Below are 13,297 nucleotides of genomic sequence, written 5' to 3'. Positions count from 1 at the left end.
CTTACGCTTTATCCGTCGTCGGCGCTGCCGGCAAGGTGAAACCGGAGACCGAACGGCGCAACTGGCTGGCCATTTTCGTCAGGTTGCCGATGCTCTCGGCGGTGGCAGTGGAGCCCGACGACGTTTGCGTGGTGATCTGCTGGATCACGTTCATCGTCAGCGAGATCTGCCCGGCCGATGTCGTCTGCTGCTGCGCGGCGTTGGAGATGCTCTGAATCAGCGCCGCGAGTGTCTTCGACACGCCTTCGATTTCTTCCAGGGCCACTCCGGCATCCTGCGCCAGTCGTGCGCCGCGCACCACTTCGGTGGTGGTCTGTTCCATGGAAATGACCGCTTCATTGGTGTCGGTCTGGATCGCCCGCACCAGCGTTTCGATCTGCCGGGTGGCGGCAGACGAGCGCTCGGCCAGTCGCTGCACTTCGTCGGCAACCACGGCAAAACCGCGCCCGGCATCACCGGCCATCGACGCCTGAATCGCCGCGTTGAGGGCAAGGATGTTGGTCTGGTCGGCGATGTCGTCGATCAGGCTGACGATGTCGCCGATTTCCTGTGACGACTCGCCCAGGCGCTTGATGCGCTTGGCGGTGTCCTGAATCTGTTCGCGAATGTTGTCCATGCCGTGGATGGTGTTGTGCACCACCTCGTTGCCCTTGTTGGCGATCTCTACCGACCGCTCCGCCACCGCCGAAGACTCGGCAGCGTTGGCCGAGACCTGATCGATGGACTGGGCCATGTCGCTGATCGCCGTCGACGCTTCAGAAATCTGCTGCGCCTGATGCTCCGAGGCTTGCGCCAGATGCATGGCGGTGGCCTGGGTTTCCTGTACCGCTGCGGCGACCTGGCCGGCGGTGAGGTTGATCGTCGCGACCAGATCACGCAGTTGATCGACGGAATAGTTGATCGAGTCGGCGATGGTGCCGGTGAAGTCTTCAGTCACCGAGGCGGTCACGGTCAGATCGCCGTCGGCAAGGTCTTCGATTTCGTCGAGCAGGCGCATGATCGCGTTCTGGTTGCGCTCGTTTTTCTCGGCGGTCTCGCGCAACTGGCGGTTGGTTTCACGGACCATGACCATGCCGATCAGGATGATCGAGGCCAGCGCCAGCAAGCCCAGCACATAGCCGCCGATGGTGTCGGTGTTGCGCCCGCCGGCGAGGTTTTCGAAACCGTTGGCGAGGTGCGAGGCTTCGTCAAGCAGGGTTTGCGACAGGCTGAAGATGTTGCTTGCCGACTCACGGACCTTGAACAGCTCCGGTGAGGTTTCGAGAATTTCATCGACGGAGCCGGAGACGAACTGGAACAGCTCGGAAATCTCGCTCAAACGGGCGCGGGCATCGCGGTCTTCGACCTGGGTGATTTTCAGCGTCGGGTTGCCTTGCAGCATGCCGTTGAGCACCTGGCCGAAACGCGTGGCATCGCGGCCAAAGGCATCGGCGGCCTGCTGCGAATTTTCGTCGCCGGCGAGTACGGTGTTGACTGCGCCAAGGATGCGTTCGGCCAGCAGCGACTGACGCTGGGCCATCGCCACTTGCGCGGCCGGAGCGCCACGTTGCAGGAGGATTTCAACGACTTTTTCGTATTCGATCTGCAACTGCGGCACGGTTTCGGCCAGTGTCGCGGCGACCTGATGCAGCGACAGCACAGTCTGTTCGCTGGAGAGAATGGCGTCGGTGTTTTTCAGCAGGCGTTCCCAGTCGAGCTGCACGGCGCGCATTTCCGGGCGCACGGTCGATGGCGCGGGCGGCAGGCCGGTAGCCGGGTCGCCCTTTTTCAGGTAACCCCAGCGCTGGGCGAAATCGTTGCGCGCATCGCTGAGCAACTTGAACGCGGCAGCCTTGCCGGCGGCAGCTTCGGTGGCGTTCTTGGCGATGCGTTGCGACAGCACGCGCAGCTCACCGGCATGGCCGATGTACTGTTTGTCGTAGTTCGCCTGGGTGTTGAGGTAAGCGAAGTTGGCGAACAGCAGCATGATGAACACGATCAGTGCGATGAACAGCACGATGATCTGCGAGCGACTGCGCGATCCTTCCGCTGGCTTGCCTGTTTTTGCTTTTGTCATCGGTCCTCGCCTGTTTGAAGCTCACCGGTAGAACCTGTAGGAACTAGCCTTGGAAAGTGAAGGGATTCTGTGGCGAGGGGATTTATCCCCGATGGTTGGCGAAGCCGACCCAAAACCTACATTTGAGATGTATCAGATACAACTCATGTTCTGGGGCCGCTGCGCGGCCCATCGGGGATAAATCCCCTCACCACAGAATCCCATTACCACATGGCCCATTCCCACAATGGATTCTCTGTTGTTTCGACTAAATTGCGACACTCATGAACACCGGTGATTTAGCCAGGGCAAACAGGCTGAACACCCGCCAGTTCTGCTCGCGCCGGAAATAGCCTTTGACGAACTCGGCCTTGGAGCCCTGGCGTTTGCTGATCGAAACGGGTTCGAAACTGTCCTGCTCGAAGTGCTGCAAACCAATGACCTCGTCGACCATCAATCCGGCAAACACGTCGCCATGCTCCACCACCAGCACCCGCCGCTGCTTGCGCAAGGGCGACAGCTCATGCCCGAAGAAACCGCACAAATCCATGATCGGCAGCAGCCGCCCGCGCAAGTTAGCCACCCCTTTGACCCACGGCTTGACCCCGGGCAACTGGGTGAAGCGCGGTTCGTGCAGCACTTCGCTGACTTCGCCCATCGGCGCAACGTACCAGTGCTCGCCAAGGCGAAAACCGATACCGCTCCAGCGATCCTGGCGCGCAGGCTGCGACGGCAGGTCGGCCGCCAACAGGCGGCAGCGCTGGTCAATCTGCCAGAGCAGTTCGAACGCGGTCAGCGATTCGCTCATGGTTGCGCGATCAGCCTTTAAGCACGTTGTTCAGGGTCTTGATCAGGGTGTCTTCGTCGACCGGTTTGGTCAGGTAGTCCTTGGCGCCCTGACGGGTGCCCCAGACCTTGTCGGTTTCCTGATCCTTGGTGGTGATGATGATCACCGGGATGTGACTGGTGTCGGCATCCTTGGTCAACTGACGGGTCGCCTGGAAACCGTTGAGGCCGGGCATGACGATGTCCATCAGGACTGCATCGGGCTTTTCCTGACGGGCCAGTGCGACACCGTCGGCGCCGTTTTCAGCTTTGAGCACTTCGTGACCGTGCTTTTCGAGCATGCCGGTCAGTTTGTACATTTCAGTCGGCGAATCATCGACGATCAGGATACGTGCCATGGTTTTCCCCATTTTTCTTGTCGACCCCCGGCCCGCTGGCCGAGCGTCACTGTACGTGTCTTACTGCGGCAAAACGGCGGCGAAGCCCGGAACATGGGCTTGAATCGCGTTGAGCAGTTCTTCCTTGCTGAAAGGCTTGGTCAAAAATTGATCGGAGCCGACAATCCGCCCCTTGGCCTTGTCGAACAGCCCGTCCCTGGACGACAGCATGATCACCGGCGTGGCCTTGAACGCGCTGTTGTTCTTGATTAAAGCGCAGGTCTGATAACCATCCAGACGCGGCATCATGATGTCGACAAAAATGATCCCGGGATGGTTGTCGGCGATCTTCGCCAACGCGTCGAAACCGTCGATGGCCGTGATGACTTCACAGCCCACATTCTTCAACAGTGTTTCGGCGGTGCGACGAATCGTTTTCGAGTCATCGATCACCATGACCTTCAAGGCGCTGGACTGCTGTTCCATAAGGGGGCTCTACCGTCGCCTTTGCGAATCAAATTGTCCGTTTTGCGATGAGTAATGGCTGGAAACCCTTGATGCTCAAGGGCCAGCACGCTATGCCAGCCTTTTTAGCACAGTCTCCAGATGCAATCTATCGACGGGTTTTCCCTTGACCGAAAACCCGCCCGGCGCCACTCTGGCGGCACTTTTTTCATACCGATCCGGTAGCCAATTTTCGAGGAAACCCCAATGAGCGTTCGCGTCGGGATTGTCATGGACCCTATCGCCAGCATCTCCTATAAAAAGGATAGCTCGCTGGCCATGCTGCTGGCCGCGCAGAAGCGTGGCTGGGAGCTGTTCTACATGGAACAGCGCGACCTGTATCAGGCCGAAGGTCAGGCGCGGGCGCGCATGAAGCCGCTGAAAGTCTTCGCCAACCCGGAAAAATGGTTCGAACTGGACGCCGAGCAGGACAATCTGCTGAGCGATCTGGACGTGATCCTGATGCGCAAGGATCCGCCGTTCGACATGGAGTTCGTCTATTCCACCTACCTGCTCGAACAGGCCGAAACCGCTGGCGTGCTGGTGGTCAACAAACCGCAGAGCCTGCGCGACTGTAATGAAAAGCTGTTCGCTACGCTGTTCCCGCAGTGCACCCCGCCGACCATCGTCAGCCGTCGCGCCGATGTGCTGCGTGAATTCGCCGCCAAGCATGGCGACGTGATCCTCAAGCCGCTGGACGGCATGGGTGGCACGTCGATTTTCCGTCACCGCGCCGGTGATCCGAACCTGTCGGTGATTCTGGAAACCCTGACCGCCCTCGGTGGCCAGCAGATCATGGGCCAGGCCTATCTGCCCGCGATCAAGGACGGCGACAAACGCATCCTGATGATCGACGGCGAGCCGGTGGATTACTGCCTGGCGCGGATTCCGGCACAGGGCGAAACCCGTGGCAACCTTGCTGCCGGTGGTCGTGGTGAAGCCCGTCCGCTGACCGACAAGGATCGCTGGATCGCCGCACAAGTCGGCCCGACCCTGCGTGAGAAAGGCCTGCTGTTCGTGGGCCTGGACGTGATCGGCGAAAGCCTCACCGAAATCAACGTCACCAGCCCGACCTGCATCCGTGAAATCGACAATGCGTTTGGCACTGACATTGGCGGCATGCTGATGGATGCCATCGCCAAGAAGCTGCAAGCCGCCGGCAAAATGCCACAAGCTTGATGCACGTCACATGCAGTCTGTCGCTTGAAGCGTGAAGCCCAAGGCGTGAAACCAACATTGCGTTATCATGCGCAGCCTCTGAAAAACGCGATGTTGGTTTTCTTGTCATGACCCTCCCGTCCGATCTGCCCGCAGAACTCGCCCACCGTGGCGTGCGCCCGGCCGATCGCCTCGGATTTACCCTATTCCTCGCGGCGCTGATTCATTTGGCGCTGCTGCTTGGCGTCGGCTTCACGATGGTCGAGCCCAAGCAAATCAGCAAAACCCTGGAAATCACCCTCGCCACCTTCAAGAGCGAAACCAAGCCGAAAAAAGCTGATTTCCTCGCTCAGGAAAACCAGGAAGGCAGCGGCACGCTGGACAAGAAGGCGATTCCGAAGACCACCGAGGTCGCGCCGTTCCAGGACAATCAGGTGAAAAAGGTCACTCCGCCACCGGCCGCCAAACCGGAAGTGCAGGAGGCCGCGCCCAAGGCAGCGGTGACCACCGTGGCGCCGAAGCCGAAAAAGGCGCCGACCAAGAAAGAAGAAACCAAGACCGAAGTCAAACCGACGGTCGACGCGCCTGAGTTCGACAGTTCGCAACTGTCCAGCGACATAGCCAGCCTCGAAGCGGAACTGGCCAAGGAACAACAGCTGTACGCCAAGCGCCCGCGCATTCACCGCTTGAGTGCGGCCTCGACCATGCGCGACAAAGGCGCCTGGTACAAGGATGACTGGCGCAAGAAAGTCGAGCGTATCGGCAACCTCAATTACCCCGAAGAAGCCCGGCGCAAGCAGATCTACGGCAACCTGCGCCTGATGGTCTCGATCAACCGCGATGGCTCGCTGTATGAAGTGCTGGTGCTCGAGTCGTCGGGCCAGCCGCTGCTGGATCAGGCGGCGCAGCGCATCGTGCGCCTGGCTGCACCGTTTGCCCCGTTTACCGGGGACTTGTCGGATATCGACCGACTGGAAATCATCCGCACCTGGAAATTCGCCCGGGGCGACAAGCTCTCGAGCAATTAAAGGCATTGCAAAACCCTGTGGGAGCGGGCTTGCCCGCGATGGGGCCGGCACATCCGACATTGATGGCAACTGACCTGACGCCATCACGGGCAAGCCCGCTCCCACAGGGGTCAGCATCGCTCGCGGTTTTTTGCAGCACTTCCCAGATATCTCCAGCTTGTCAGTTCGCCCCTTGAACGCCACACTATCGCTCATGAAAAACGTCAGCCCCAGCTACCTCAAGCATCACTTCCTGATCGCCATGCCGCACATGGCCGACCCGAACTTTGCCCACACCTTGACCTACATCGTCGAGCACACGGCCAATGGCGCCATGGGGATTGTGGTCAATCGACCGCAGGAGCTGAATCTGGCGGACATTCTTGAGCAACTGCGCCCGGACATCGATCCGCCGGCCCTCTGCCAGCATGTACCGATCTTCATTGGCGGCCCGGTGCAGACCGATCGCGGGTTTGTCCTGCACCCGGCGGGCAAGACCTTCCAGGCCACCGCCGAGCTTGAAGGTGACCTGGCACTGTCCACCTCACAGGACGTGCTGTTCGCCATCGCTGACGGTGTCGGCCCGGCGAAAAGCCTGATCGCCCTCGGCTACGCTGGCTGGGAAGCCGGGCAACTGGAAGCGGAACTGGCCGACAATGCGTGGCTGACCTGCCCTTACGACGCCGACATCCTGTTCAACACCAGCAGCGAATTGCGCCTCGAAGCAGCGGCCAAACACCTGGGGATCAACCTCAGCCTGCTGACCAGCCAGGCGGGGCACGCCTGATGGCCCTGCGCCTGATTCTCGGCTTCGACTACGGCACCAAACAGATCGGCGTTGCCGTCGGTCAGGTGATTACCGGCCAGGCTCGCGAGCTGTGCACCCTGAAAGCACAGAACGGCGTGCCGGACTGGAACCAGGTCGAAGCCCTTATAAAAGAATGGAAACCTGACGCCGTTGTCGTCGGCCTGCCGCTGAACATGGACGGCACACCGAGCGACATGTGCGTACGCGCCGAGAAATTCGCCCGCCGCCTCAATGGCCGCTTCAACCTGCCGTTCTATACCCACGACGAACGCCTGACCACGTTTGAAGCCAAAGGCGAGCGACTGGCCCGCGGCGGCCAGAAAGGCAGTTACCGCGACAACCCGGTGGATGCCATCGCTGCCGCTCTGCTGTTGCAGGGCTGGCTCGATGAAAACACCGCACTATTTGAATCCTGACAAGCGCTTCGGCGCTTTTCTTTTGGCTAAAAACCCAGCCATGTCCGGCAGGACGCGGCTCGGGTCAAAGAAGGAGCAACCATGAGTCTGCCCAATCCCGCCGATCTGATCAGCCAGATGGCGACCCGCCTCAAGGCGCACCTTGCCCAGCGTGGCATCAGCGAACCGCGCTACATCGGCATTCGCACTGGCGGCATCTGGGTCGCGCAAGCCTTGCTCAAGGAATTGGGCAGCGACTCGCCATTGGGCACGCTGGATGTTTCCTTCTACCGCGACGATTTCAGCCAGAACGGCCTGCACCCGCAAGTGCGCCCGTCCGCCCTGCCCTTCGAGATCGAAGGCCAGCATCTGGTGCTGATCGATGACGTACTGATGAGCGGCCGCACCATCCGCGCCGCCATGAACGAACTGTTCGACTACGGCCGCCCGGCCAGCGTGACTCTGGTCTGCCTGCTCGACCTGGACGCCGGCGAGCTGCCGATCCGCCCCAACGTGGTCGGCGCGACCTTGGCGCTGGCCGCCCACGAGCGCGTGAAGCTGTCCGGCCCCGAGCCGCTGACGCTCGAACTGCAAGATTTCTCCCTTTAATCCGCCCTATTGAGAGTCCCCCTCGCGATGACGCCTCTAGATACCAAGCGCCCGCTGCAGCTCAATGATCAGGGCCAGCTGCGCCACTTCCTCTCGCTCGACGGCCTGCGCCGCGAGTTACTGACGGAAATCCTCGACACTGCCGACTCGTTCCTAGAAGTCGGTGCCCGGGCAGTGAAGAAAGTCCCGTTGCTGCGCGGCAAGACCGTGTGCAACGTGTTCTTCGAAAACTCCACACGCACCCGCACCACCTTCGAACTGGCGGCCCAGCGGCTGTCGGCGGACGTGATTACCCTGAACGTGTCGACCTCGTCGGCAAGTAAAGGTGAAACGCTGCTCGACACCCTGCGCAACCTCGAAGCCATGGCCGCCGACATGTTCGTTGTGCGCCACGGTGATTCCGGCGCCGCGCACTTCATCGCCGAACACGTTTGCCCGCAAGTGGCGATCATCAATGGCGGCGACGGCCGTCACGCCCACCCGACCCAGGGCATGCTCGACATGCTCACCATCCGTCGGCACAAGGGCAGTTTCGAAAACCTCTCGGTGGCCATCGTCGGCGACATCCTGCACTCGCGGGTGGCGCGCTCGAACATGCTCGCCCTGAAGACCCTCGGCTGCCCGGACATCCGCGTGATCGCGCCGAAAACCCTGCTGCCGATCGGCATCGAGCAATACGGCGTGAAGGTCTACACCGACATGACCGAAGGCCTCAAAGACGTCGACGTGGTGATCATGCTGCGCCTGCAGCGTGAGCGCATGACCGGCGGCCTGCTGCCGAGCGAAGGCGAGTTCTACCGCTTGTTCGGCCTGACCACCGCGCGTCTGGCCGGAGCCAAACCCGATTGCATCGTCATGCACCCGGGGCCGATCAACCGTGGCGTGGAGATCGAGTCGGCGGTGGCTGACGGCCCGCACTCGGTGATCCTCAATCAGGTGACCTACGGCATCGCGATTCGTATGGCCGTGCTGTCCATGGCCATGAGCGGGCAAACAGCGCAACGTCAATTCGAGCAGGAGAACGCCCAGTGAAGCTCAGCATTCTCGGCGCCCGCGTCATCGATCCAAGCAGCGGCCTGGATCAAATCACCGATATCCACGTTGAAGCCTGCAAGATCGTCGCCCTCGGCGCCGCTCCGGCCGGTTTCAGCGCAGTTGAAACCATTGATGCTCAAGGCCTTGTGGCCGCTCCAGGGCTCGTTGACCTGAACGTCGCCCTGCGCGAGCCGGGCTACAGCCGTAAAGGTTCGATTGCCAGCGAAACCCGCGCAGCCGCCGCCGGCGGCGTGACCAGCCTGTGCTGCCCGCCGAAAACCAAACCGGTGCTCGACACCTCCGCCGTGGCCGAACTGATCCTCGACCGCGCACGTGAGGCCGGCAACACCAAGGTGTTCCCGATTGGCGCGCTGAGCAAAGGTCTGGACGGTGAGCAACTGGCGGAACTGGTGGCGCTGCGTGACGCCGGTTGCGTGGCATTCGGCAACGGCCTGGAGAGTTTCCGCAATACCCGCACCCTGTGCCGGGCGCTGGAATACGCAGCGACGTTTGATCTGACAGTGATTTTCAACTCGCAGGATCATGATCTGGCCGAAGGTGGCCTGGCCCACGAAGGCGCCGTCGCCAGTTTCCTCGGTCTGCCGGGGATTCCGGAAACGGCGGAAACCGTAGCCTTGGCTCGGGATCTGTTGCTGGTCGAGCAAACTGGCGTGCGTGCGCACTTCAGCCAGTTGACCAGCGCTCGCGGCGTGGCGCTGATTGCTCAGGCTCAGGCTCGCGGCTTGAAGGTCACAGCAGATGTCGCGCTGTATCAACTGATCCTGACCGATGAAGCGTTGATCGACTTCAGCAGCCTCTATCACGTACAACCGCCGCTGCGCACCCGCGCTGATCGCGATGGCCTGCGTGAAGCGGTGAAGTCCGGTGTGGTCTCGGCGATTTCCAGCCATCACCAGCCCCACGAGCGTGACGCCAAACTGGCGCCGTTCGGCGCGACTGAGCCGGGCATCAGCAGTGTTGAGCTGTTGCTGCCGCTGGCGATGACGCTGGTTGAGGATGGCTTGCTCGATCTGCCAACACTGCTGGCGCGGTTGAGCGCAGGACCTGCCGAGGCACTGCGTCTGCCGGCGGGCAAACTGGCGGTGGGTGGGGCGGCGGATATCGTGCTGTTCGATCCGAAGGCCTCGACCGTGGCCGGTGAAGGCTGGCTGTCGAAGGGTGAGAACTGCCCGTTCCTGGGGCACAGTCTGCCGGGTGTGGTTCGCTATACCCTGGTGGATGGGCGAATCAGCCACCAGGTTTGATATCGGGTTGCCCCAATCGCTGGCAAGCCAGCTCCCACAGGTTTTGCGCTAACCCGAAAATTGCGCAAGACCTTGTGGGAGCTGGCTTGCCAGCGATGGCTTATTGGAAGGCGCCTCTACCTTCGGCGTTACGCACCGAGACCTGATCGTTCAGCGTCCAGAAGTCATACAGCACGCCAATAAAGAACAACCCGCCCGTCAGCAGATAGATCAGCCCGCTGATCCACTTGCCCTGATACATCCGGTGCACGCCCAGCGCGCCAAGAAACGTCAGCAGAATCCACGCCACGTTGTACTCGATCGGCCCTTCGGCAAAACGCAGATCCGCCTCGCGATCCATCGCCGGGATCAGGAACACGTCGATCAGCCAGCCAATTCCGAGCAAACCGAAGGTGAAGAACCAGATCGTCCCGGTCACCGGCTTGCCGTAATAAAAGCGGTGAGCACCGGTGAATCCGAAGATCCACAGCAGATAACCGATGAGTTTGCTGTGGGTGTCTTTTTCCTTCACACGGGGTAGCTGATAGCTGTTCATGAAGACCTCATTGCACTCGATAGATAAATATTCTTGAATTCTTTGTGACTTTTTTACAGGTAGCCGACGTATGGCAAATGTTACCGTTGCTACCTCCAAACCCTTGTAGCACAGGACTTCTGTCCGACAATCGCGTCAATTTGCCGCTTATTTGGTTCCGTTGCCTCCAGAGTCAATCGACCAACGGCCTCGGAAGGGACAAAAAAGCTGTTATAAAGTTGCGCGCTATCACTGAAGAGCCACGCCTAATGCGACCATTTTTCAAGACATGGCTAACCATTTGCCTATTAATGCCACTGGCCGCCCACGCCACCAATCGTGAGCAACGTCTTCCCAACGTTAACGGTTTCACCCCTAAATCCCATGCTTCTGCTCCATCGAGCAAAAGCAAGCAAAGCAAAGTCACCACGCTGAGCAGCAAGAGCCACGGCAAGCTGGTACCGCCGATGGCGAACAAGGAAAGCAGTAACGTCCTTAGCCGCGCAGTGAACGTCCTCGGTACGCCATACCGTTGGGGCGGCAGCAGCCCAAGTAAAGGTTTCGATTGCAGCGGTCTGGTGAAATACGCGTTCAACGACGCCACATTCGACCTGCCACGTACGTCCAATGCCATGGCCAGTGGGCATGGCGAGAAAGTCGAACGCAAGGATCTGAAGCCGGGCGACCTGATTTTCTTCAACATCAAGAGCCGTCGGGTCAATCACGTTGCCATCTACCTGGGCAACGACCGCTTTATCCACGCACCGCGCCGTGGCAAGTCGGTGAGCATCGATACGCTGAACAAGCCGTATTGGGAAAAGCATTACGTGGTGGCCAAGCGTGTGCTGCCGAAAGAACCGGCTGGCAAGCAGCTGCGCGTGGTTCAACGCTAACACCGCAGATCGTTCCCACGCTCTGCGTGGGAACGCAGCCCGGGACGCTCTGCGTCCCAAAGCGGACGCGGAGCGTCCATCGAGGCATTCCCACGCAGAGCGCGGGAACGATCATCCTCTCAGAAATTATCCGGCGTACGCGCCTTCTCCCGCGCATGCTCGCGGCTGATCAAGCCCTTGGTCACCAGGTCCTTCAGGCACATGTCGAGTGTCTGCATCCCCAGCGCCCCACCCGTCTGAATCGCCGAATACATCTGCGCCACCTTGTCCTCGCGGATCAGGTTACGGATCGCCGACGTTCCCAGCATGATCTCGTGCGCCGCCACCCGTCCGCCGCCGATCTTCTTGATCAGCGTCTGGGACACAACTGCCAATAACGACTCCGACAGCATCGAGCGCACCATCGACTTCTCGTCTCCGGGGAATACGTCCACCACCCGGTCGATGGTTTTTGCTGCCGAGGTCGTGTGCAGCGTGCCGAACACCAGATGCCCGGTCTCGGCAGCAGTCAGGGCCAGGCGGATGGTTTCCAGATCACGCATCTCGCCCACCAGGATCACATCAGGGTCTTCCCGTAGCGCTGAACGCAAAGCGGTGGCGAAACTGCGGGTATCGCGGTGGACTTCGCGCTGGTTGATCAGGCATTTGCGCGATTCGTGAACGAATTCGATCGGGTCTTCGATGGTCAGGATGTGGTGATGACGATGGGTGTTGAGGTAGTCGATCATCGCCGCCAGCGTGGTCGACTTGCCGGAGCCGGTAGGCCCGGTGACCAGCACCAGCCCGCGCGGGGCATCGGTGATCTTGCGAAAGACGTCGCCCATGGCGAGGTCTTCCATGCTCAGCACCTTCGATGGAATGGTGCGGAACACCGCGCCGGCGCCACGGTTCTGGTTGAAGGCGTTGACCCGGAAACGTGCAACACCGGGGACCTCGAAGGAAAAATCCGTTTCCAGGTATTTCTCGAAGTCGACGCGCTGGGTGTCGTTCATGATGTCGTAGATCAATTCGTGCACTTGCTTGTGATCCAGCGCCGGCAGATTGATCCGCCGCACATCGCCATCGACGCGAATCATCGGCGGCAGACCGGCCGACAGGTGCAGGTCGGAAGCTCCCTGTTTGGCGCTGAAGGCCAGCAGTTCAGTGATATCCATAGCGCTCCTCAATTCCAGTAGAATGCCGCGAACCTTCAGACCGCCGGCGCCTCTTGATGTCCACGATAGCAGACAACATTCAACTGGTTAGTTCGCGCATCCAGGCCGCTACCGCTGCCGCCGGGCGCCCCGAAAACAGCGTGCAGTTGCTGGCCGTGAGCAAAACCAAACCCGCTGAAGCCCTGCGCGAGGCGCATGCAGCCGGCCTGCGCGATTTTGGCGAGAACTACCTGCAGGAAGCCTTGGGCAAACAGCTCGAACTGGCCGACCTGCCCTTGATCTGGCACTTCATCGGCCCCATTCAATCGAACAAGACTCGAGCCATTGCCGAGCATTTCGACTGGGTGCACTCCGTGGATCGCCTGAAAATTGCTCAACGGCTGTCCGAACAACGCCCGGCCGACCTGCCAGCGCTGAACATCTGCATTCAGGTCAACGTCAGCGGCGAGGCCAGCAAATCCGGCTGCACCCCGGCTGATCTGCCGGCACTGGCCGCGTCCATAAACGCGCTGCCGCGCCTGAAGTTGCGCGGGCTGATGGCGATTCCCGAGCCGACCGAAGATCGCGCCGAACAGGACGCCGCATTTGCTGCCGTGCAGAAGTTGCAGGCCAGCCTCGATCTGCCGCTCGACACGCTGTCCATGGGCATGAGTCACGACCTCGAGTCGGCCATTGCCCAAGGCGCCACCTGGGTTCGTATCGGTACGGCCCTGTTTGGCGCCAGAGATTATTCCCAGTCTTGAACGTTTCCAGATAA

15 protein-coding genes are annotated in these 13,297 nt (G+C 60.5%); 9 read left to right on the top strand and 6 right to left on the bottom strand.

What is annotated here, in order from left to right:
- Position 1: 1 nt before the first annotated feature.
- The 4 genes from AC3WMT_RS16310 to pilG all read right to left on the bottom strand — a co-directional run bounded on the left by AC3WMT_RS16310 (position 2) and on the right by pilG (position 3,684).
- On the bottom strand, positions 2–2,056 hold the full coding sequence (locus tag AC3WMT_RS16310) for a methyl-accepting chemotaxis protein (RefSeq protein WP_103304295.1): 2,055 nt from the start codon (positions 2,054–2,056) through the stop codon (positions 2–4).
- A 247-nt stretch (positions 2,057–2,303) separates the two neighbouring features.
- On the bottom strand, positions 2,304–2,843 hold the full coding sequence (locus tag AC3WMT_RS16305) for a chemotaxis protein CheW (protein WP_103304296.1): 540 nt from the start codon (positions 2,841–2,843) through the stop codon (positions 2,304–2,306).
- Between the two features lie 10 nt (positions 2,844–2,853).
- Positions 2,854–3,219, bottom strand: coding sequence for a twitching motility response regulator PilH (gene pilH, locus AC3WMT_RS16300; protein ID WP_007913674.1), 366 nt, complete (start codon positions 3,217–3,219; stop codon positions 2,854–2,856).
- Between the two features lie 60 nt (positions 3,220–3,279).
- Positions 3,280–3,684, bottom strand: coding sequence for a twitching motility response regulator PilG (gene pilG / locus AC3WMT_RS16295; RefSeq protein WP_007913673.1), 405 nt, complete (start codon positions 3,682–3,684; stop codon positions 3,280–3,282).
- 225 nt (positions 3,685–3,909) lie between these two features.
- Between pilG and gshB the strand changes: the two genes are divergently transcribed.
- The 7 genes from gshB (at position 3,910) to AC3WMT_RS16260 (ending at position 9,979) form a co-directional block, all read left to right on the top strand.
- A complete protein-coding gene (gene gshB / locus AC3WMT_RS16290; RefSeq protein WP_103304297.1) occupies positions 3,910–4,881 on the top strand; it encodes a glutathione synthase in 972 nt (323 codons plus the stop codon).
- A 107-nt stretch (positions 4,882–4,988) separates the two neighbouring features.
- Positions 4,989–5,888, top strand: a complete 900-nt coding sequence (locus AC3WMT_RS16285; protein ID WP_103304298.1) for an energy transducer TonB — start codon at positions 4,989–4,991, stop codon at positions 5,886–5,888.
- Between the two features lie 193 nt (positions 5,889–6,081).
- Positions 6,082–6,654 (top strand): YqgE/AlgH family protein, encoded by a 573-nt coding sequence (locus AC3WMT_RS16280; RefSeq protein ID WP_103304299.1) that lies wholly within the window; start codon positions 6,082–6,084, stop codon positions 6,652–6,654.
- Complete coding sequence (gene ruvX / locus AC3WMT_RS16275) at positions 6,654–7,091, top strand: Holliday junction resolvase RuvX (RefSeq protein WP_064589634.1); 438 nt, start codon at positions 6,654–6,656, stop codon at positions 7,089–7,091. Before AC3WMT_RS16280 ends, ruvX begins: the two co-directional genes overlap by 1 nt.
- An 81-nt stretch (positions 7,092–7,172) precedes the next feature.
- Positions 7,173–7,679 carry a bifunctional pyr operon transcriptional regulator/uracil phosphoribosyltransferase PyrR gene (gene pyrR, locus AC3WMT_RS16270; RefSeq protein WP_103304300.1) on the top strand — a complete coding sequence of 169 codons (507 nt, stop codon included), beginning with the start codon at positions 7,173–7,175 and terminating at the stop codon, positions 7,677–7,679.
- 27 nt (positions 7,680–7,706) lie between these two features.
- Positions 7,707–8,711, top strand: coding sequence for an aspartate carbamoyltransferase catalytic subunit (locus AC3WMT_RS16265; protein ID WP_095164512.1), 1,005 nt, complete (start codon positions 7,707–7,709; stop codon positions 8,709–8,711).
- Positions 8,708–9,979 carry a dihydroorotase gene (locus AC3WMT_RS16260; protein ID WP_103304301.1) on the top strand — a complete coding sequence of 424 codons (1,272 nt, stop codon included), beginning with the start codon at positions 8,708–8,710 and terminating at the stop codon, positions 9,977–9,979. The genes AC3WMT_RS16265 and AC3WMT_RS16260 overlap by 4 nt, the downstream gene beginning before the upstream one ends.
- Positions 9,980–10,079: 100 nt before the next feature.
- Here AC3WMT_RS16260 and AC3WMT_RS16255 read toward each other — a convergent pair whose 3' ends face one another.
- Positions 10,080–10,514 (bottom strand): NINE protein, encoded by a 435-nt coding sequence (locus AC3WMT_RS16255; protein WP_103304302.1) that lies wholly within the window; start codon positions 10,512–10,514, stop codon positions 10,080–10,082.
- 248 nt (positions 10,515–10,762) lie between these two features.
- Here AC3WMT_RS16255 and AC3WMT_RS16250 point away from each other — a divergent pair, with 248 nt between their 5' ends.
- Positions 10,763–11,386: a C40 family peptidase gene (locus AC3WMT_RS16250; protein ID WP_103304303.1), complete on the top strand. Its 624-nt coding sequence runs from the start codon at positions 10,763–10,765 to the stop codon at positions 11,384–11,386.
- Between the two features lie 119 nt (positions 11,387–11,505).
- Here AC3WMT_RS16250 and AC3WMT_RS16245 read toward each other — a convergent pair whose 3' ends face one another.
- Positions 11,506–12,540 (bottom strand): type IV pilus twitching motility protein PilT, encoded by a 1,035-nt coding sequence (locus AC3WMT_RS16245; RefSeq protein ID WP_103304304.1) that lies wholly within the window; start codon positions 12,538–12,540, stop codon positions 11,506–11,508.
- A gap of 56 nt (positions 12,541–12,596) precedes the next feature.
- Between AC3WMT_RS16245 and AC3WMT_RS16240 the strand changes: the two genes are divergently transcribed.
- Positions 12,597–13,283 (top strand): YggS family pyridoxal phosphate-dependent enzyme, encoded by a 687-nt coding sequence (locus AC3WMT_RS16240; protein ID WP_103304305.1) that lies wholly within the window; start codon positions 12,597–12,599, stop codon positions 13,281–13,283.
- Positions 13,284–13,297: the final 14 nt, after the last annotated feature.

The organism is Pseudomonas sp. FW305-7 (genome assembly GCF_058786735.1).
This window is presented reverse-complemented; position numbering and strand designations above follow the sequence as displayed.

Coding starts and splice junctions, on each gene's coding strand:
- AC3WMT_RS16310 (WP_103304295.1), bottom strand. CDS start 2,056: ATGACAAAAGCAAAAACAGGCAAGCCAGCGGAAGGATCGCGCAGTCGC.
- AC3WMT_RS16305 (WP_103304296.1), bottom strand. CDS start 2,843: ATGAGCGAATCGCTGACCGCGTTCGAACTGCTCTGGCAGATTGACCAG.
- pilH (WP_007913674.1), bottom strand. CDS start 3,219: ATGGCACGTATCCTGATCGTCGATGATTCGCCGACTGAAATGTACAAA.
- pilG (WP_007913673.1), bottom strand. CDS start 3,684: ATGGAACAGCAGTCCAGCGCCTTGAAGGTCATGGTGATCGATGACTCG.
- gshB (WP_103304297.1), top strand. CDS start 3,910: ATGAGCGTTCGCGTCGGGATTGTCATGGACCCTATCGCCAGCATCTCC.
- AC3WMT_RS16285 (WP_103304298.1), top strand. CDS start 4,989: ATGACCCTCCCGTCCGATCTGCCCGCAGAACTCGCCCACCGTGGCGTG.
- AC3WMT_RS16280 (WP_103304299.1), top strand. CDS start 6,082: ATGAAAAACGTCAGCCCCAGCTACCTCAAGCATCACTTCCTGATCGCC.
- ruvX (WP_064589634.1), top strand. CDS start 6,654: ATGGCCCTGCGCCTGATTCTCGGCTTCGACTACGGCACCAAACAGATC.
- pyrR (WP_103304300.1), top strand. CDS start 7,173: ATGAGTCTGCCCAATCCCGCCGATCTGATCAGCCAGATGGCGACCCGC.
- AC3WMT_RS16265 (WP_095164512.1), top strand. CDS start 7,707: ATGACGCCTCTAGATACCAAGCGCCCGCTGCAGCTCAATGATCAGGGC.
- AC3WMT_RS16255 (WP_103304302.1), bottom strand. CDS start 10,514: ATGAACAGCTATCAGCTACCCCGTGTGAAGGAAAAAGACACCCACAGC.
- AC3WMT_RS16250 (WP_103304303.1), top strand. CDS start 10,763: ATGCGACCATTTTTCAAGACATGGCTAACCATTTGCCTATTAATGCCA.
- AC3WMT_RS16245 (WP_103304304.1), bottom strand. CDS start 12,540: ATGGATATCACTGAACTGCTGGCCTTCAGCGCCAAACAGGGAGCTTCC.
- AC3WMT_RS16240 (WP_103304305.1), top strand. CDS start 12,597: ATGTCCACGATAGCAGACAACATTCAACTGGTTAGTTCGCGCATCCAG.